Source organism: Streptomyces sp. NPDC053367 (assembly GCF_044545925.1).
In the GTDB taxonomy this organism is placed as follows: Bacteria; Actinomycetota; Actinomycetes; order Streptomycetales; family Streptomycetaceae; genus Streptomyces.
Genome location: NZ_JBITYN010000002.1, coordinates 319,550 through 338,507, shown reverse-complemented (window position 1 = coordinate 338,507; position 18,958 = coordinate 319,550). Strand labels below are relative to the sequence as shown.

The 18,958-nt window shown below is 71.5% G+C and carries 17 protein-coding genes; 8 read left to right on the top strand and 9 right to left on the bottom strand.

Going from position 1 to position 18,958, the window contains the following annotated elements:
- Window positions 1–18 precede the first annotated feature (18 nt).
- Window positions 19–2,067: a cellulase family glycosylhydrolase gene (locus tag ACIGXJ_RS08045; RefSeq protein ID WP_399642488.1), complete on the bottom strand. Its 2,049-nt coding sequence runs from the start codon at window positions 2,065–2,067 to the stop codon at window positions 19–21.
- A gap of 406 nt (window positions 2,068–2,473) precedes the next feature.
- Between ACIGXJ_RS08045 and ACIGXJ_RS08040 the strand changes: the two genes are divergently transcribed.
- A complete protein-coding gene (locus ACIGXJ_RS08040; RefSeq protein WP_399642487.1) occupies window positions 2,474–3,910 on the top strand; it encodes a VWA domain-containing protein in 1,437 nt (478 codons plus the stop codon).
- A 108-nt stretch (window positions 3,911–4,018) separates the two neighbouring features.
- Here ACIGXJ_RS08040 and pntB read toward each other — a convergent pair whose 3' ends face one another.
- The 6 genes from pntB to ACIGXJ_RS08010 all read right to left on the bottom strand — a co-directional run bounded on the left by pntB (window position 4,019) and on the right by ACIGXJ_RS08010 (window position 11,055).
- A complete protein-coding gene (gene pntB, locus ACIGXJ_RS08035) occupies window positions 4,019–5,485 on the bottom strand; it encodes a Re/Si-specific NAD(P)(+) transhydrogenase subunit beta (RefSeq protein ID WP_399642486.1) in 1,467 nt (488 codons plus the stop codon).
- A 6-nt stretch (window positions 5,486–5,491) separates the two neighbouring features.
- Window positions 5,492–7,051, bottom strand: a complete 1,560-nt coding sequence (locus ACIGXJ_RS08030; RefSeq protein WP_399642485.1) for a Re/Si-specific NAD(P)(+) transhydrogenase subunit alpha — start codon at window positions 7,049–7,051, stop codon at window positions 5,492–5,494.
- Window positions 7,052–7,314: 263 nt separating this feature from the next.
- Window positions 7,315–7,698, bottom strand: a complete 384-nt coding sequence (locus ACIGXJ_RS08025; protein WP_399642484.1) for a hypothetical protein — start codon at window positions 7,696–7,698, stop codon at window positions 7,315–7,317.
- A gap of 138 nt (window positions 7,699–7,836) precedes the next feature.
- A complete protein-coding gene (locus ACIGXJ_RS08020) occupies window positions 7,837–8,715 on the bottom strand; it encodes an alpha/beta fold hydrolase (protein ID WP_399642483.1) in 879 nt (292 codons plus the stop codon).
- 106 nt (window positions 8,716–8,821) lie between these two features.
- Window positions 8,822–9,628: a hypothetical protein gene (locus ACIGXJ_RS08015; RefSeq protein ID WP_399642482.1), complete on the bottom strand. Its 807-nt coding sequence runs from the start codon at window positions 9,626–9,628 to the stop codon at window positions 8,822–8,824.
- 461 nt (window positions 9,629–10,089) lie between these two features.
- The gene (locus ACIGXJ_RS08010; protein ID WP_399642481.1) at window positions 10,090–11,055 is read right to left on the bottom strand and encodes a hypothetical protein; all 966 of its coding nucleotides are present in this window, start codon (window positions 11,053–11,055) and stop codon (window positions 10,090–10,092) included.
- A 126-nt stretch (window positions 11,056–11,181) separates the two neighbouring features.
- Between ACIGXJ_RS08010 and ACIGXJ_RS08005 the strand changes: the two genes are divergently transcribed.
- The 7 genes from ACIGXJ_RS08005 (at window position 11,182) to ACIGXJ_RS07975 (ending at window position 18,047) form a co-directional block, all read left to right on the top strand.
- A complete protein-coding gene (locus ACIGXJ_RS08005; protein ID WP_399642480.1) occupies window positions 11,182–12,138 on the top strand; it encodes an ArsR/SmtB family transcription factor in 957 nt (318 codons plus the stop codon).
- 212 nt (window positions 12,139–12,350) lie between these two features.
- A complete protein-coding gene (locus ACIGXJ_RS08000) occupies window positions 12,351–12,986 on the top strand; it encodes a hypothetical protein (protein ID WP_399642479.1) in 636 nt (211 codons plus the stop codon).
- 878 nt (window positions 12,987–13,864) lie between these two features.
- A complete protein-coding gene (locus ACIGXJ_RS07995) occupies window positions 13,865–14,551 on the top strand; it encodes a hypothetical protein (RefSeq protein WP_399642478.1) in 687 nt (228 codons plus the stop codon).
- The gene (locus ACIGXJ_RS07990; RefSeq protein WP_399642477.1) at window positions 14,548–14,793 is read left to right on the top strand and encodes a BON domain-containing protein; all 246 of its coding nucleotides are present in this window, start codon (window positions 14,548–14,550) and stop codon (window positions 14,791–14,793) included. The genes ACIGXJ_RS07995 and ACIGXJ_RS07990 overlap by 4 nt, the downstream gene beginning before the upstream one ends.
- Entirely contained in the window at window positions 14,790–15,515 is a 726-nt protein-coding gene (locus ACIGXJ_RS07985) for a metallophosphoesterase (RefSeq protein ID WP_399642476.1), read from the top strand. Before ACIGXJ_RS07990 ends, ACIGXJ_RS07985 begins: the two co-directional genes overlap by 4 nt.
- Before the next feature lie 406 nt (window positions 15,516–15,921).
- Window positions 15,922–16,980: a nitrous oxide reductase family maturation protein NosD gene (locus tag ACIGXJ_RS07980; RefSeq protein WP_399642475.1), complete on the top strand. Its 1,059-nt coding sequence runs from the start codon at window positions 15,922–15,924 to the stop codon at window positions 16,978–16,980.
- Between the two features lie 38 nt (window positions 16,981–17,018).
- Window positions 17,019–18,047: a methyltransferase gene (locus ACIGXJ_RS07975; protein ID WP_399642474.1), complete on the top strand. Its 1,029-nt coding sequence runs from the start codon at window positions 17,019–17,021 to the stop codon at window positions 18,045–18,047.
- A 76-nt stretch (window positions 18,048–18,123) separates the two neighbouring features.
- Here ACIGXJ_RS07975 and ACIGXJ_RS07970 read toward each other — a convergent pair whose 3' ends face one another.
- Entirely contained in the window at window positions 18,124–18,456 is a 333-nt protein-coding gene (locus ACIGXJ_RS07970) for a TcmI family type II polyketide cyclase (protein WP_399642473.1), read from the bottom strand.
- Window positions 18,457–18,477: 21 nt separating this feature from the next.
- Window positions 18,478–18,957 carry an SRPBCC family protein gene (locus ACIGXJ_RS07965; protein ID WP_399642472.1) on the bottom strand — a complete coding sequence of 160 codons (480 nt, stop codon included), beginning with the start codon at window positions 18,955–18,957 and terminating at the stop codon, window positions 18,478–18,480.
- Window position 18,958 lies beyond the last annotated feature (1 nt).

The following is an 18,958-nucleotide window of genomic DNA, read 5'->3' as shown; positions in this document are numbered from 1 at the left end:
GCGGGGTGCGGTCGTGGCTCAGGCCGGCGGGGCGCCCCAGGCCAGGGCGGTGCCGGTGTACGCGGGGACGGCCGGTGCGTCGGTGTACGCGGTGGCCGTGGTGCGGCTGTAGTCGTTGGTCTCGTCGAAGTTGGACCAGTCCGACTTGCTCATCCTCAGCTGGATGTCACCGCTGTCGCGTCCCGCGGCGAGCGAGCCGCCGGCGAAGGTGACCTCCAGGTAGGCGTCCGCGCGCGCGACGGGCGTGGTCAGCGGAACGACACGCAGCTTCACCTGGGCGCACGTCACGGCGGCGTAGTCGCACCAGGCGCTCACGGAGGAGGCGCCGTCGCGGGTGAAGTAGTAGCGCAGCGAGACGGTGCCGAGGTCGACCGCCGAACTGCCGGTGTTGACCAGCTGGAGGGAGGGCCGGATCGAGTTGTCCGTCGCCGAGGCGTCGATGTTCTTGTACCGCACCTTCACCGCCCCGGTCGGGGTGTCGGCGGAGGCGGTGGTCACGGACAGCGCGGCGGAGGGGTCGGAGACGTTGCCCGCCGCGTCCCGGGCCCGCACGGTGTAGCGGTACGTCGTGGCCGGGGACAACCCGGTGTCCTGGAACGTCGTGCCGGTCACCGGCGCGGAGTTGACCCTGGCCGTGCCCCGGTACACGTCGTACCCGGTGACGCGGACGTTGTCGGTCGACGCCGTCCACGACAAGGACACGCTGTTGGACGTGGTGGCGGTGCCGGTCAGGCCGGTGGGGGCCGTCGGCGCCTGGGTGTCCGTCGGGTCCGGGGTGCCGCCGCCGTGGACGTCGCTCACGCTGATGCCCGTCGTGCTGCCGGCACCGCCCAGCGGGACCTCGTGGTCGAGGCTGACGAACTTGCCCTGGTGCTGCCACAGGGCCGGCTTGAGCAGGGCGTACTTCTCCTCGTCCCAGCTCTTCCAGTCGTTCAGCAACAGGCCGCCGGTGTCACCGGAGTTGGGGTTGAGGCACCAGAAGGTCTGGTGGATGCGGCGCTCGACGATGAGGTCGCGCAGGGCGGTCATCCACTTCTGGTTGGGGCCGCCGTCCAGGAAGCCGCCCCATTCGCCGATGAGCAGGGGCGCCTTGTTCTCCTTGTGCAGGTAGAGCCAGTTGGGGTCCCAGACGTCGCGTTCGAGGGTGGTGCGGTTCCAGTCGCCGGTGAACCAGGGCTGCTGGAACACCAGCGGTCCGTAGTCGTGCGGGGAGTACACCAGCTGGTCGTTCTGCGCGCCGAGGTCGACGGGGTGTTCGCGGACGCCGCGCAGGTTGCCGCCCCACCAGGTGGAGTAGTAGTCGGTCGGCGTGGTGGACGTCCAGCTCACGCCCGCCTTGGGGTAGACCTCGATGCCCTCGCAGAGCACCAGCAGGTTGGGGTTGACGGCGAGGATGCGCCTGCCGGCGGTCTCACAGGCGTACTTGAAGTTGTCCTGGTCCGTGGAGCCGTCCCACTTGGCGCGCGGGCTCGTGCTCGCGGTGCCGTGCGGCTCGTTCTTGATGTCCATCGCGATGACCGTGTCGTCGTTGCGGTAGCGCGCGGTCACCCACTCCCAAGCCGTGTAGAAGTTCTCGACCGTGATGGTTCCCTTCCACCACACGGGGTGCACATGGCCGGAGTTGTCGGCCTCGGCGCTGTGCACGTCGAGCATGACCTTGATGCCGTACTGCTTGCACAGGGCGAGCCAGGTGTCGAAGACCTCCAGCGACGTCTTGCCCGCGAGCTCGGGGTTCGCGTACGCGTTGACGCCGCTCGGGACCGCGGCCTGGCCGTTCTTCCACTCCAGCAGGAGCTGGGTGGAGATGGGGACGCGGACGATGTTGATGCCGCGGTCGGCCATCGACTTGGTGACCTCGGTGATGTTCGCCGACCACAGGCCGTGGAAGACGCGCTCGGTGGCGTTGAAGCCGAACCAGTTGGCTCCCGTCAGCCATACCTCGTCGCCGTTCGCGTCGACGATCTTGTTGCCCTGGGTGTGCAGCCAGTCGTCGCCGGGCGCGGCCGCGACGGCCGCCGTGGCCGCCGCTGTGCGTTCGTCCGACAGCCGCTCCGCGGCCCCGGCCATGGAGCCGGTCGTCGACAACGCGCCCGCCGCCAGTACCGCGGCGAGCAGTGTGCTGAGTCGCCGGAGCGGACCGCGTGGCCGGCTCCGTGCTGATGGCTGTCCCACTGTGTGCCCTTCTGCTGAGGGTGGCCTGAACGAGAAGCACGTACAGAGGCGAGAGCGTTATGGGAGCGCTCCCATTGCGCGTAGTCATGAAGCCAGGCGCCCCAGGAGCTGTCAACCGTCTCGACCAAACCACGCGTCGGCGCGGGGCCGGGTTCGGCCTCAACTGCGCGGGAATGGGCCGACTTGGGCCGCCCGAGCGGGGCCGGGCGCGCGAGGCGTTGCCGCCGTCCGCCGTGCCCGTGGGGGGACGAGTCGTGGCGAGGGGGGTGTCCGGCCACCGCGGGCTCGGCAGACTGGCCCCATGACAGCGCGATCCATGAGCAAGGGTGCCAATCTGCCGGTCACCCCGTCCGTCGTCCGTGTCGAGCTCAGCTGGTCCGAGCGGGGTGACGGGCCGGACGTCGACGCGTCGGCCCTGCTGCTGACCGGGGCGGGACGGGTCCGCGACGACGGCGACTTCGTCTTCTACAACCAGCCCCGGCACGCCTCCGGTGCCGTCACCCACACCGGCAAACGGGCGGCCGGCGGTGTCATGACCGACACGGTCGAGGTGAACCTGGGCGCGCTGGAGAGCGGCATCGAGCGCGTGATGCTGTGCGCGTCGGCCGACGGCGGCACCTTCGGCCAGGTGACCGGTCTGACGCTGCGGCTCCTCGACCCGGCCGACCAGACCGAGGTCGCCCGCTTCGCGATGACGGCCGACGCGGAGACGGCCTTCATCGGCGGCGAGCTCTACCGGCGCGAGGGGCGCTGGAAGTTCCGTGCCGTCGGCCAGGGTTACGCCTCCGGGCTCGCGGGACTGGCCACCGACTTCGGGATCTCCGTCGACGAGGAACCGGCCGCCCCCGCACCGGCGCCGGTGCGGCCCCCCGCCCCCTCGTCACCGGCCGTCCAGCCCCCGCCCGCTCCCGTGGCGGCACCGGCCCACCAGCCCCCGTCCACCGGTGCGACCTCCCCCGCCTCCGCGCCCCGCCTCACCAAGGGCGAGGAACGCCTCCCCGTGGACATGCGCAAGCGGCTGTCCCTGCGCAAGGAGCAGGTCGCCGTCAGCCTCAGCAAGCACGGCGCGGCCGGCGTCACCGCACGGGTGATCCTGGTGCTGGACGCCTCCGGCTCGATGTCGTTCCTGTACTCCGGCGGCGTGGTGGCGGACGTCGTGGAGCGCATGGCGGCGGTCGCGGCGCAGCTCGACGACGACGGCGAGATGCAGGCATGGACCTTCGCCAGCAACCCGGCCCGCCTGCCGGACCTGCGGCTGGGCGAACTCCCGGAGTGGCTGCGGCTGCATGTGCGGGTGGGCGAGATCAGTCTCTTCCGCCGCGGCAAGAAGCCCAGGAAGGGGCTGGAGCCGGGGCAGGTCGACATGCGGGCGGTCGGCATCCAGAACGAGGAGCAGAAGGTCATCGCGGAGGTCCGGGCCTATGTGCGGGAGAACCCCGCGCCCGTCCCCACGTTCGTGCTGTTCTTCTCCGACGGCGGCGTCTACCGCGACGCTGCGATCGAGAAGGAGCTGCGCGAGGCGGTCGAGGAGCCGGTCTTCTGGCAGTTCGTCGGACTGGGCCGCGCCCACTACGGCGTCCTGGAACGCTTCGACACCCTGCCGGGCCGCCGCGTCGACAACGTGGGCTTCTTCGCGGTGGACGACATCAGCACCGTCCCGGACCAGGAGCTGTACGACCGTCTGCTGTCGGAGTTCCCGTCCTGGATCACCGCGGCGCGCCGGGCGGGAATCCTCTGACGTGCGGTCCCCTGTACCGAAACGGACGGCCGCCGCCCCCCGTGCGCAGCTTCGGGGGACGGCGGCCGAGGTTTCCAGGATCAGGACCGGGGCGGCGACGACGGCGCCTCAGTGGCTGACTTCCGACGCCTGGCGCGCGGCCGGGGCCGCGTCGCGTCGGCCGTCGATGCCGAGTGCGTGCAGGATCTCCTCCACGCTCTGCTTGGCGTCGCCGAACAGCATGCTGCTGTTCTCCCGGAAGAACAGCGGGTTCTGCACGCCCGCGTAGCCGGAGGCCATGGAGCGCTTGAAGACGATGACCTGCTCCGCCTCCCAGACCCGCAGCACCGGCATGCCGGCGATCGGGCTGGACGGGTCGTCGGTCGCGGCCGGGTTGACGGTGTCGTTCGCGCCGATGACCAGCACGACCGAGGTGTCGGTGAAGTCGTCGTTGATCTCGTCCATCTCCAGGACGATGTCGTACGGCACCTTCGCCTCGGCCAGCAGCACGTTCATGTGCCCGGGCAGGCGTCCGGCGACGGGGTGCACGCCGAAGCGTACGTCGACGCCCTGCTCGCGCAGCCGTCGCGTGAGTTCCGCGACGGGGTGCTGGGCCTGGGCGACGGCCATGCCGTAACCGGGGGTGATGATCACCGAGCGGGCCTGGGCCAGCATCTCGGCCGCCTCCGCGGCCCGCACCTCGCGGTGCTCGCCCTGCTCCTGCTCGGCGCCCGACGGCGCCTCGATGCCGAAGCCGCCGGCGATGACGGAGAGGAAGGACCGGTTCATCGCCTTGCACATGATGTACGACAGGTAGGCACCGGAGGAGCCCACGAGTGCGCCGGTGACGATGAGCAGGTTGTTGTCGAGCAGGAAGCCGGCCGCGGCCGCCGCCCAGCCGGAGTAGCTGTTCAGCATGGAGACGACGACCGGCATGTCACCGCCGCCGATCGAGGCGACCAGGTGCCAGCCGAGCGCCAGCGCCAGCGCGGTCACCGCGATCATCAGGCCCAGGTTCGGGCTGATCGTGAACCAGACCGTGAGCGCGACGAACGCGGCGAGCGCACCGAGGTTCAGCGCGTTCTTGCCCGGCAGTGTCAGGGGCCGGGACTTGATGCGCGCCGAGAGCTTCAGGAACGCGACGATCGAGCCGGTGAACGTGACCGCGCCGATGAAGATGCCGATGAACACCTCGGCGTGGTGGATGCCCAGCAGGTCGGCGCCGACCTCGGTCTGCTCCGAGCCGTGGGCCTCCACCTCCAGGTAGCTGTTCCAGCCGACCAGCACCGCGGCGAGGCCGACGAAGCTGTGCAGCACCGCGATGAGTTCGGGCATCTCGGTCATCTCGACGCGGCGGGCCCGCCACAGGCCGATCGCCGCGCCGAGTGCCGTCGCCAGCACGATGAGCCCGACCGCTCCGGCGGAGATGCTCTGTGCCGCCACCACCACGGTGGCGACCAGGGCGAGGGCCATGCCGGCGATGCCGTAGACGACGCCGGCGCGGGAGGTGCGGTGCTGGGACAGGCCGGCCAGGCTGAGGATGAACAACAGGGCGGCGACCAGGTCGGCAGCGTGGGAAGCCGTCAGGGACGTCATCTCGGCTCAGCCTTTCGAGAACATGGACAGCATGCGGCGGGTGACGGCGAAGCCTCCGAAGATGTTGACGCTCGTCAGCAGGATCGCCACGAAGGACAGCGTGGTGACGACCCAGTTCTCGTGCCCGATCTGCAGCAGGGCGCCGATCACGACGATGCCGGAGATCGCGTTGGTCACCGACATCAGCGGGGTGTGCAGCGCGTGGTGCACCTTGCCGATGACGTAGTAGCCGATGACCACCGCCAGCGCGAACACGGTGAAGTTGCCCGCGAGTTGGGCGGGGGCGAAGGCCACCAGCAGGAACATGGCGAGCATGCCGAGACCGATCAGGCCGAAGCGCCACGCGGGCGTCAGCTTCGGCTGCTGCGGCTCGGGCGCTGCCGCGGGTGCGGCAGCGGGCTGCGCGGCGGGCGCGGCCGAGACCGCGACGGGCGGCGGCGGCCAGGTGACGTCGCCGTCGCGCACCACGGTCACCGCCCGCTGGACGACGTCGTCGAAGTCGATCGCGAGCTGCCCGTCCTTGCCCGGGGTGAGCAGCTTCACCAGGTTCACCAGGTTGGTGCCGAACAGCTGCGAGGCCTGGGCCGGGAGCCGGGAGGCCAGGTCGGTGTAGCCGATGATGGTGACGCCGTTGTCGGTCACCACCGTCCGCCCCGCCACGGTGCCTTCGACGTTGCCGCCCATCGCGGCGGCCATGTCGACGATGACACTGCCCGGCTTCATGACGGCGACGTCCTCGGCCGTCAGCAGGCGCGGTGCGGGCCGGCCCGGGATCAGCGCGGTGGTGATGACGATGTCGACGTCCTCGGCCTGCTCGCGGTAGAGCTGGGCCGCGGCGCGGTCGTAGTCGGCGGAGGTCGCCTTGGCGTAGCCGTCGGTGCTCGTCTCCTGGGCGACGTTCACCGGGAGGTACTCGCCGCCCAGCGACTTCACCTGGTCCGCGACCTCCGGCCGCGGGTCGGTTGCGCGCACGATCGCGCCGAGGCTGGAGGCGGCGCCGATCGCGGCGAGACCTGCCACACCCGCGCCGGCCACGAGCACCTTCGCGGGCGGTACCTTGCCCGCCGCGGTGACCTGGCCGGTGAAGAACCGTCCGAAGACGTGCGCCGCCTCGATGACCGCGCGGTAGCCGGCGATGTTGGCCATCGACGACAGCACGTCCATCGACTGCGCCCGCGAGATGCGGGGCACCGCGTCCAGCGCCAGGGCGGTCACCCCGGCCTCGGCGAGCGCCTGGAGCAGCTCGGGCTTCTGCGCCGGGGCCAGCAGGGCGACGAGTGTGGCGCCCCTGCGCAACCGGCGGATCTCCGCGTCGGAGGGGGCGTTCACCTTCAGGACGACATCCGCGTCCCAGGCCTCGCCGATGCCCGCGCCGGCGTCGGTGTACGCGTGGTCGCCGAAGCCGGAGGCGTCTCCGGCCCCGGACTCGACGACGACCTCGTAGCCGAGGCCCAGCAGCTGTCTCACCGTCGCGGGGGTCGCGGCGACCCGCGTCTCACCGGGGACGGACTCGGCCACCACACCGACGCGCCGGGGAGGGTGATGTGAGCGTTCTTGAGCAGACATGTCCTCTGTCTCTCGTCGGAAGAGGGGTGCGAAAGGGGGGGAATCTGCGGTACGGGAAGGTACGACGTCCTACCCCGTGATCGCTGGAACCTACCCGTCCGACGGGTGCGGGCCAACGTGAACCGACGGTGACTTGCTTCACCTTGCGCAACCAGCCGATGTGAGCCGAAGGTGCTGGGCGTGCGCGGACAGTGCTGGAACGGGCCACGACGGCGGGCGGCGGGGCGCGGACGGTGGCCGGCGTCCGACCCCTGCTCAGCCCGTCACGCGGCCCAGCACCCCGTGCGCCGCGTGCTCTGCGCCCGTCCCGGGTCCTGTGCGGGGCTGACCCGGTAGGTGGTCTTGCCCGGGTCGCTGACGGGGGCGCCCAGCGTGATGCGGCCGGCCGAGAGCAACTCCTCGCAGACGTCCGTCGGCAGGGCCACGTGCCCGCCCGGGCCGGCGGCGGAGCCGGCCGGCCGCCAGTAGCCGTAACGCAGCCGGCCGCCCGCCAGAGCCGTGGCGAACACGGGCGTCCGGGAGTCGGACACGATGCGCAGCACCTCGGCCGAGGGGGCGGCGAGCGGGGTGACGGCGCGTCTGAGGGGAACGGGGCGAGCGGTGCGGGCCGGTGCGGGCGTCGTGGGCTGGTGCTGAATGAGCGCCATCGGCATGGCCTTTCCAGACGGAGGAACGGACACCGCTTACCCCGTACGGGCCCGGTGTTGATCGTGCTGCGCCGCATTCTGGTCCCCACCACTGACAACGGGCTCGCGCAGCGCGGCCGCCCGCTGCCGGCGGGGGTGTCAGCGGCTGAAGTCGTGGGCCCAGAAGGCGCGCAGGGCGGTGACGAGCTCCTGCGGGGCCTCTTCGGCGATGTGGTGTCCCGACTCGATCGGGCCGCCCCGCAGCCGGTCTCCCGCCCAGGGGCGCCAGACGCCGAGCACGTCGCCGTAGAGGTCGGCCATGTCGTCCCGGGTGGCCCACAGCACCTGGAGCGGGCAGGTGACGCGCCGGCCGGCCTGCCGGTCGGCCTCGTCGTGCTCCCGGTCGATGCCGAGGCCGGCCCGGTAGTCCTCGCACATGGCGTGGACGGTGTCCGGGTCGTGGATCGCGCGCCGGTAGTCCTCGTACGCCTCGGTGCCCATCTGTTCGGGACCGGCCCGGTACCAGGCGTCGGGGTCGGCGTTGATGACGCGTTCGGCCGGCTTGTCCGTCTGGCCGAGGAAGAACCAGTGCCACCAGCGCGCGGCGAAGGTGGCGTCGCAGCGCCGCAGTGCCTCTCCGAGAGGGACGGCGTCCAGCACGGTGAGCGCGGTCACGGCCCCGGGGTGGTCCAGGGCGAGGCGTGTCGCCACGTACGCGCCGCGGTCGTGTCCGACGACCGCGAAGCGCTCGTGGCCCAGCCGGCGCATGACCGCCAGGCAGTCGCCGGCCATGGCCCGCTTGGCGTAGGGGCGGTGTTCGGCGTCGGTGGCGGGCTTGTCGGACTCGCCGTAGCCGCGCAGGTCGGGGCAGACGACGGTGTGGCCCGACGCGGCCAGCAGCGGGGCGACGCGGTGCCAGGTGGCGTGGGTGCGCGGATGGCCGTGCAGCAGCAGCACGGCCGGGCCGCTGCCGCCGTGACGCACGCGCAGTTCGGCGCCGTCCCCCTCGCACCGCGTCAGCTCGAAGCCGTCGAACACGTAACCTCCCGGGCTCGGTCGTCGACGGTCGTCTGCCCCGGAGCGCTCGGTCCAGTCATCGGGCGGGGTGAACGGCGTTCGCCCGCAACGCCGTTCCCTCCCCTGGTCAGCTGCTCTTCTTGCTCTCCTGCAGCACCTTGCCGGTCATGTCGGCCGTCTGCCGGGCGGGAGGCGCCTCGGTGTCGACGTCGGTGCCGAAGTCGGAGTACTCCATCACCGTGCTGACCTTCGCCTGCCCGGCCGCCGAAGTGCCGCTCGGCCGGTCGCCGGCGCCCTGGGCCGGGACGGTCATGTCGATCTGCTGGCGGCGGATACGGCCCTCGTCGTCGAGCCAGAGGTGCATCGGCAGGGTGCGGCCGAGCTGCTCGCGCAGGGCCGCGCCGTTCGGCAGCCTGGCGAGGTCGACGGCGACCCGGTAGTGGGTGGTCTCGACGCCGTCGATCTTCTCCTTGCCGAGCTCGGTGACGTCCTTGTCGGTGATCGCCCTGGCGTAGGCGGCCGACTGGGCGGGGTCACCGATCGAGCCGCTGCCCATGTTCTGCTGGGCACCGACCTTCTGAAGATCGATCTTGATCCACGGCTTCCCGCCGGGCGCCAGGCCGGGAGCCTTCTGGTACAGGACCTGGTCGATCACCCGCTGCTCGATGCGTCGGCCCTCGGCGCTGACGGTCATGACGCTGTCGCCGTCCTCGAAGTCGAGCGCCCCCCGGCCCTCGAGGGTGACGGCCCGTCCGCCGTCGGCGGCCTTCACGTGCATCGTCATCCGCGCCGTCTCGGCCTCGGCCGTCTTGTCGTAGGCGGTGCGCACGTCCGCCGTGCCCTGCTCCCGGGCTCCGGGGCTGCCCGACGCCTTGCCGTTCTGCGCCTCGGGGTCGTCCTCGCCACCGCAGCCGGCCAGAGTCGCCGCCGCCATGACGACTAACCCGATCAGGCCCGCCCTCGTTCGCATGCTGCGCACGGATCTCCTCGCTCTCCTCTCGACGGCCGGCCGCCTGCCGGCCGACCGGTCCGACCCCTCGGATTCCCCGTACATAAGTGAACACACCTATGGAAAGCGGTCGTTCAGGGTGGGCCGCCCGGGCGGCACACGCGGGCCGGAACCCTTTCCGGTTGCCTCGGAGCCGCGGTGATATCCGTCCGCGAGTTCGTTCCCGTACGAGCACGTTCGTTCCCCGCACACGGAGCCGGCCGTCCTGGGCGGCCCGTACGCGACGCACACCGAGCCGACCATCCTGGGCGGCCCGTACGCCACGCACGCCGCCCCACATGAGGACGCCGACCAGCCCTGCCCATGGTCTGTCGCTGCCGAGCCGGCGCGCAGGAGGCCGTCCGCTCCCCCGCGGAGGGCGACCCCCTGCGCGCCCGTCCGTGGGGTCAGCCGGCCGGCCCGCACACGGGGTCGGGCACGGCGGTCACCGTGTAGGGCGGTGTGCCGGGCGGGTCGTCGTTCTGGCTGTCGACGACGTACAGGCGGCAGCCGCGTCGGGCGAGTGTGGTGGGCAGGTCGAATCTGTCACCGGTGATGCGGTGGACGACCGTCCCGCCGCGGAGCTGCTCGTCCAGGCGGGCGACGTAGACGCCGTGCGGGGCACCGTAGTTGAGCACGGCGTACAGGTTCCGGCCGTGGAGCACCATGCCGTCCGCGCCGAAGGACGTGTCACCGAGGTCGAGGCGGCTCACCTCACGGGTGGCGGTGTCGATGCGCCAGACGGCCTCGGTGCCGTTGGAGGCGACGAGGAGGGTGCGCCCGGCGGGGTCGGCGACGATGCCGTTGAGCAGCCAGTAGCGGGCGGGGAAGCCGGGGAACGCGCCGCGCACGTCCGCCCACGGCTCCAGCGGGCCCACCCTGCCCTTCTCCAGTGGTGCGCGCAGGACCACCGGGTTCGCCCAGTCGGTGACGTAGACGGCGTCGGGCGTGACGACGAGGTCGTTGAGGTCGGCGGCGCCGAGCGGGCCGGCCGGGGCGTCCACGGCGGCGAGCAGCCGCCCGTCGGGTGCGTGCACGGTGAGCCGGCTCCCTCCGACGGAGAACACCCGGCCCGCACGGTCGGAGTGGACGCCCCGCGTGCCGCCGCGGGCCGTCACGCCCTCGGCGTCGAAGGGCCGCAGCTCCGGCGCGGTCACCCGGCCCCGGTAGAGGGCGCCCGTGCCGTCCGAGGACACGTACATCGTCCCGTCGGGACGTACGTCGACGCCCTCGGGGAGCACCCCTTCCGCCCGGGAGACGACGTACCGGTCGGGGAGGGGCCGGCAGGCGCTGTCGGCGGGTGCCGCCGCACCGCAGACCAGCAGGGCCGCGGTCGCGAGGGCCGGTACGGCGAGACGGCGCGGTGGGGACATTCGACCTCCTGGGGTGGTGGCCGGCGGGTGCCGGTCGCTCACCGGAGAATCGCCGCGCGACGGGGAGGCGCGCCCGTCCTTTCGGCCCTGGCCGAAAGGGGGTCCGGCTCCGCTACCCTGCGGTGCGTGTTACGGATACGGTTCTCCCCGGCCGACCTCGCCCGCGTCACCGTCGCCGCCACACCCGACGTACTGCTGGAGACGGCGCTGAGCGTCCGCCATCTGGCCGGCCCCGTCTCGGGGCCCGCGGCGCGCCGGGGTGAACTCGTGGAGTGGCGGCGGACCGTCAGGCCGGGGCTGGCGGCACGCGCGGGCGTCCTGGCACGGCTGGTCCCGCCCGCCGGCTATCTGCCGGACTTCCTGTACCAGCCCTCGGCCCGTGACGCCGTGACGGCGGCCGAACTTGCCGCGCGGACGCCGACGACACGGCTGGCCGCCGAACTGGAGCCGCTGCACACCGAACCGCGCTCGGCCGTGACACGGCGGCTGGCGGAGGGTTCGGCCGCGGCCCGGCGTGTGCTCGTCGAGGATCTGACGCGCTATCACCGTTCGTCGGTCGCCCCGCTGTGGCCGGCCGTGCTGAACGCGGCCGCCGCCGACCGCGCGCTGCGCTCGGAGACACTGCTGCGGGGCGGGGTCGAGGCGCTGCTCGCGACCCTGGCACCCGGCTGGCGCTGGGCGCCTCCCGAGTTGCTGGTGCCGTTCAAGTCGTCGCACACGGTGGAACTGTGCGGGCGGGGACTGCACTTGGTGCCGTCGTACTTCGCCGCGGGCGCGATGCTGATCTACGACCCGCAGGCGCCGACGGTGCTGATCCGTCCGCTGCCGGCCGCAGATACGGCCACGCGGCCCGGTGACGTGCTGGGGTCACTGCTGGGGCGCACCCGGGCCAAGGTGCTGGCATCGCTCACCAGTCCCGCCGGGACCACCGTGCTCGCCGAACGCGCCGGAGTCTCCATCGCCACGGCCAGCGAGCACGCCGCCGTCCTGCGTGCTGCGGGACTGATCACGACACTGCGGGACGGCAGCCGAGTGCTCCACGCCCTCACTCCGCTCGGCGAGGGACTGTTGACCGGGGGGTGACACACCTCTCGTATCAGGTGCGCACCGAAGGATTCTTGCCATACGGCCGTGCATGACTGCACGTCTTCCGTACCATCACTACGAACATGCCTGTACGGAAGCAACCGCTGAAGAGCGTGCGGCATCAGGCAGAAGAGCGAACCCGTTGGATTTCGCATACGTCACCGGCTCGGTCGTCCCGGGCCGTGACCCCAGGAAAGGGTAGGTGCGACATGGCCGAAACGACCGCCGAGACGACCGATGTGGCCTCTCAGTACAGCGCTCAGGTGGCAAGCGACCTGGAGCAGAACCTCAAGGAACAGGAACGTCTGAGTGCCGAGATCGAGGCGTTGCAGGCGCAGTTGGCGGCTCTGCAGCACAATCACAGCGTCCTGACGAACATCCAGCAGGCCCTGGGCACTTCGGCGGCGGCCGCCGTGTCCGCGGCCGAGTCCGTCACCAAGGTGCCCGCACCGCGCAAGAAGACCGCGACCAAGGCGGCAGCGAGCCGGCGGACCAAGTCCCAGAAGCCGGCGACGGCCACGGCCAAGCGGGCCGGCAAGAAGACCGCCAAGGCGTCGCAGACGCAGTCGGCCGCACAGTCGGCCGCACCCAAGCTCGTCGAGCTCGTCCGCGCTCACCTGTCGGCTCAGAGTGAGCCCCGCTCCGCCGCGGAGATCGCCGCCGCGCTGGAGCAGGAGCAGCCCGAGCGCGGTATCAAGACCACCGTCGTGCGCAGCACGCTCGAGGCCCTCGTGGCGAAGAACCAGGCACAGCGCACCAAGCAGGGTTCATCGGTCTTCTACACCTCCACCGACACCGCCGAGCCGGCCGCGGATGGCGATCAGTCCGAACAGCCGTCTGCCTGACATCCTCCGGCGGAACCGTTTCGCTCGGACACACCACGCCGCACGAGACGCTCGCGCCGCCGCGACGAACGGCCCCACGGGTTGACGACCGCAGAGGTGAACGCCCGAAGAGGTGAACGCCCGAAGAGGTGAACGGGCGCAGAGGTGAACGGGCGGCCGCAGAGGTGAACAGCCGCAGCGGTGCGAGGGATCGCGGGGCTACGTCGCCCGGAACCGTCCCTCCTCCACCTCCGCGACGCGGCGCCTTCGCCCACGAGCCGGTCCAGGTGCTGCACGGCCGTCTGTGCTCCACCGGCCGTACGTGCGGGCCTTCCACGTGGGGCCGGTAGAGCCGCCGGTGCTCGACGATCTCCTCGACGGTCCGCGGCTCGCCGAGGAACGCCGGCAATGTGGCCTCGCGCCGTCGCACCACGTCGGCGAAGGCGTCGAGCCGGCGCCGGAACTCCTCGGCGCCCTCGATCACACCCTTCTGGTGGGAGGTGCCGTACCAGCGAGCGTCGATCTCCCGGCAGCGGCACATCGACGCCTCGAAGCCGGCCAGACTGCTGCCGGCGTCGCCGTAGTACGGGCCGAACGACGTGAGGTCGATGTCCGCGACCAACAGGGACGTGCGCCTCCAGCTCTTTCGCCGCGTGCGGCGGCAGGTCCAGCCCTGCGACCATCGCCTCACTGGAACGCAGCGCGGCGGGGTCGGCGCCATGGTGGAATCGCCGGACGCCGCTGAAGGGCCGGGCTCACGGGAACGCACTTGGCCGGGAAAAGGTCGGGTGCCGATCTCCGTGGTGTCGATGAGGGCGGCCCGGGTACTTGGATCACGTCATCCATCCCGACAACCGGCATCCTGCGCGGCGGTCCCCGCCCTGCCGAGGAGAGTGATCATGACGCAGCATGCTGACGATCCGGCGTCCGCTCCGCATGCGGGTGGCCCTGAGCTGCGGCTGGCGACGGTGACCAGGCAGGCTGAGGAGGCCGAGGCGGTCGTGAGTGCAGAGCTCCCACGTGACCGGACGCAGGCGATTCTGGAGGCGACCAAACAGGTCGGGACCCTGCTGAAGCAGCAGGGTCACCGGTTCGCGCTGGCGGGCAGTGTGGCCGCGTACGCACACGGGGCCGGGGCCCATTTCCAGCACGACACCGACTTCTGCGTGCGCGCCGAGGACGCGGACGCGGTCGCGGGCACACTGCGCGAGGGCGGGCTGAAGGTCTGGACGCCCCCCGAGGACTGGCTGCTGAAGACCGAGTGCTTCGGACAGCCCGTCGACATCATCCTGCGGCTGGCCCACCGGCCCGTCACCACGGAGATGCTGGACCGGGCCGTGGAGCTGCCGGTCGACTCCGTGCGGATGCCGGTGCTGTCCGCGACGGACCTGGTGTCGAGCCTGCTCTCCGCGTTCTCGGAGCACTACTGCGACTTCGGCTCCGTCCTGCCGGTCGCCCGGGCGCTGCGGGAGAAGGTCGACTGGGGGCAGGTACGGCGCGAGTGCGGCGACGAGCCCATGCCGGCCGCGTTCCTGTTCCTTCTCGAACGTCTGAGCGTGATCCCTCCGTGGAAGGAACGCCCATGAGCAACCTCGACTACCGCGTGGCCCATCTGCGGGACCGCCTCGCGGCCGGCCCGCTGGCCGAGCTGGGGGTGCGGGTCGCGGTGCACGGGGACTCCGTGGTGGTGACCGGGACCGTACCGTCGGCGCAGTGCCGCGACGAGGTCGAGCAAGCCGTCGGTGAGGCACTGACGGGCCTGACCGTACGCTGCGACCTGCTGGTCGCCGGAACATCGACCCCCGACCAGGCCGAGGAGCTGCCGTGATCCGTGTCGCAGCCGTCGGAGACATCCACATGGGGCCCGACAGCCAGGGCGTGCTGCGGCCCGCCTTCGAGACCCTGCCCGACTGCGCCGACGTCCTGCTGCTGGCGGGCGACCTGACCCGGCACGGCACTCCGGAGGAGGCCCGGGTGGTGGCGCGGGAGATCAAGGACCTGGGCGTGCCGGTGGTGGCCGTCCTGGGCAACCACGATCACCACGACGAACGGCCCGAGGAGGTCACGGCCATCCTGGAGGAGGCCGGCGCCCGCGTCCTGGAGGGCGCCGGCACGGTGGTGGACTGTGCGGGCGGCCGCGTCGGCGTGGCCGGCACCAAGGGCTTCTGCGGTGGCTTCGCCGGCCGCAACGCGGGAGAGTTCGGCGAGCCGCTGATGAAGGAGTTCGTCCGCTACACGCGCCGCTGCGCCGACGGTCTGCGCACCGCTCTGGAGCAGCTCGACGAGCAGGAGTGCGACGCCCGGATCGCGCTGACCCACTTCTCCCCCGTGCCGGACACCCTGGCCGGTGAGCCGCTGGAGATCTACCCGTTCCTCGGCAGCTATCTGCTGGCCGAGGCGATCGACACGGGCGGCGCCGACCTGGCGGTGCACGGCCACGCCCACGCCGGCACCGAGCACGGCATGACCAGCAACGGCGTGCGGGTGCGCAATGTGGCCCAGCCGGTGATCGGGCGGGCGTTCCACGTGTACCACGTGCACTCGGGCTGAGGGTCCGCAGCCGGCGTGAGGCGCCGGGGCACGAGGGGTTCATCACCGCCGCCGTGCTGGACCTGCCGGACGACGAGCCGGTCCTGCGGCTGATCAACTGCGGGCATCCCCCGCCCCTGTTGCTGCGCCGCAGCCGGGTCGTACCGCTGGAGACCCGTGGAACGCGCGGCCGGCCTGGCCGGCAAGGGACCCGGCGCCCTCCTCGACGGCCTGCGCCAGGACCTGCTCCGCCACGCCGGAGGCCAGCCCGGGGACGACGCGGCCATGGGCCATCGAGCGTCTGCCCCCGTCGCACTGACCGACGTCACCGGGCCGTCCGTGGGTCCGTGGGTCCGGAGGTCGTGACACGCCACCGTACGGCCTATTCAACCCGCTCTGTCGCCTAGTTACCCATACTGTCGCAAATATGAGGAAACTTCATATCGCCTACATGGCGTGTACGGCAGCGCTCGTCGGGTCGGGAATCGGCGCCGCTCCGCCGGCCGCACAGCACAGGGTGCACATGGTCCTGCCCGGCGAGTCGATCCAGCGGGCGGTGGACGCCGCCGCCCCCGGGGACACCGTCCAGCTGATGGCCGGGACCTACCACGAGAGCGTCAAGGTGACCACGCCCGGGCTGACGCTGCGCGGCCTGGGCAGCAGCACCGTGATCCGGCCGTCCACCAAGAAGGCCGCCAACAGCTGCGCCGAGGGCGGCAACGGCATCTGTGTCGTCGGCGCCAAGGGCCACTACGTCGAGGACGTCACGGTCGCCTTCCTGACCGTGACCGGCTTCCCCAAGACCGGTGTGTTCGCCGTGGGCGCCGACCGGCTCACCGTACGGAAGGTGACCGCGGCCGACAACGGCGTGTGGGGCATCGCCCAGGAGCGCTCGCTGCGCGGGGAGTTCCGCGGCAACACCCTGCTGAACAACGGCGACGCGGGGCTGTTCCTGGCCAACACCGTCAAGAGCGAGGAGGGCGCCGCCGACACCAAGGGCACGCTGGTCGCCCACAACCGCATGGAGGGCAACCGCATCGGTGTCACGGTCCGGCGGCTGCGCAACCTCACCGTCGAGGACAACGCCATCGCCGGAAACTGCGCGGGCGTGTTCGTCGTCGGGGACGAGAACAAGCCGAGGGCCGGGGCCCTGACCGTGCGCGGCAACCGCGTCGTGGCCAACAACAAGTCGTGCCCCAAGACCGACCGGCTGGAGGCCCTGCAGGGCTCGGGCATCGTGGTGACCGGCGCCGAGGACACCCTGGTGACGCGGAACGTGGTCCGCGACAACGCCGGGAAGTCCTCCCTGTCGGGCGGCATCGTCCTGTTCAAGAGTTTCGTCGGCATGGCCAACGAGCGGAACCTGATCAGCGACAACGTGCTGCACGGCAACTCGCCGGCGGACCTCGTCGACACGGGCACCGCGAAGAGCAACACCTTCGAGGGCAACCGGTGCGGCGCGTCGAAGCCCGCGGGCCTGTGCTGACCACCGACCGGACCCCGGAAGAGGAAGGAAGGCGGCACATGACGACCGCTCAGACCACCCCGCCGCCGCCCATGCGGCTGAGGGAGCTGGTGTTCGGCGCAGCGTGCGCCGCCGCCCTGCGCGCCTCGGCCAGGCTGGGCGTCGCCGACGCCCTCGCTGAGGAGCCCATGGCGGTGGAGGACCTCGCCGCCGCGGTGAAGACCGAACCCCGGCCGCTGCTCAGGCTGTTGCGGGCGCTGTCCTGCTACGGCGTCTTCACCGAGGAGCCGGACGGCAGGTTCGCCCACACCGAGATGTCCCGGCTGCTGCGCGAGGACGACCCGCACAGCCTGCGGGACATCGCCCTGTGGTGCACCGAGCCGTGGACCTGGGACGCCTGGCCCCTGCTCGACGAGGCGGTGCGCACCGGCGGCAACGTCGTGGAGGGCCTGTACGGCAAGGAGTTCTTCACCTACCTCAACGAGGACGCACCCGAGTCGGCCGCGGTGTTCAACCGGGCCATGACCACCTCCAGCGAGCAGTCGGCGCGTGATGTGGCGGCGCTCCTCGACCTGTCGGGCAGTTCCTCGGTCGCCGACATCGGCGGCGGCCAGGGGCATGTGGTGGCGAGCCTGCTGGACAAGTACCCGGCGATGCACGGGGCGCTGCTCGACCTGCCCCGCGTGGTCGACAACGCCCTCCCCCGGCTGACCGAGGGGGGCGACCTCGCCGACCGTGTCCGCGTCGTCCCGGGCGACGTACGCGCGGCGGTCCCCGTCAAGGCCGACGTCTACGTCATCAAGAACATCCTGGAGTGGGACGACGACAGCACGGCCAGGACACTGGCCAACGTCATCGGCGCGGGCGGTCCGGGAACACGGGTGGTGGTGATCGAGAACCTCGTCGACGACACCCCGTCGATGCGGTTCAGCACCGCGATGGACCTGCTGCTGCTGCTCAACGTCGGCGGGGCCAAGCACACGACGGCGAGCATGCTCAGCCGGCTGTCCGCCGCCGGGCTCGTCGTGGACGAGGTCCGGCCGGTCAACCCGTATCTGCACGCCTTCGACTGCCACGTCCCGGGCTGAACCGCCCCTGTCATGACCCCGGCCGCCGGGTCCGCGATGTCGCGGACCCGGCGGCCGTTGGGGTTCTCTTCCCGGCTCAGCCCGCCGAGTCGCGCTCCCACACGTAGAAGCGCTGTGCCATGGCGTCCTTCGGGGAGCGCCAGGTCTCGGGGTCGTACGCGCTGACGTACGCCGACAGCCGTTCGCTGACGAGCTGGAACTCGGGGTGCCCGGTCACCTTGGCGATGGCGGGGCCGGGGTCCCGCTCCGATTCGATGAGGTGCAGGTACACCTCACCGAACTGGAAGAGGCTGCGCCGGGAGACACCCACGAGGTGCGGCAGCTCCCCCCGGTCGGACTCCTCGAAGATCTTCGCGATGTCGGGGGCCGATCCCGGGGCCATCCGGGCGACGATCAGGGCTTGGTGCATGGGCACGGTCCTCCGTACGGCTCAGTCGGTCAGACCCGGCGCGGCGCCCCGCTCGGCGGCCGCCTTCTCCACGCGGTCGCGGATGAGGGCCATCTGCACCTTGGAGTTGCGGTTGATGTTGTCCGTCATCCAGTCGTCGTCGACCGGTGCGTCGGGCTTCATCTCGAAGTCCTGCGTCCACACCATCCGGGTGCCTTCCGGCGTCTTCTCGTAGGTCCACCGGATGTTCATGTAGGCGAAGGGACCGGTCTCGACCCGGTGCGCCCTGACCGTGAGGTTGTCGCGGTCGGTCTCGCGTTCGGAGACCCAGCTCCACACGGTGCCGTTCTCGTCCGGGTGCATGGTCAGCCGGAACGTGGTCCGGGCGCCCTCCCGGGACAGGATCTCGACGGAGGCGTACTCGCTGAACAGGTTCGGCCAGTTCTCCAGGTCGTTGGTCATGTCCCAGACCAGGTCGAGGGGAGCGCCGATGGTGATCTCGTTCTGGGTGTGTCCGGCCATG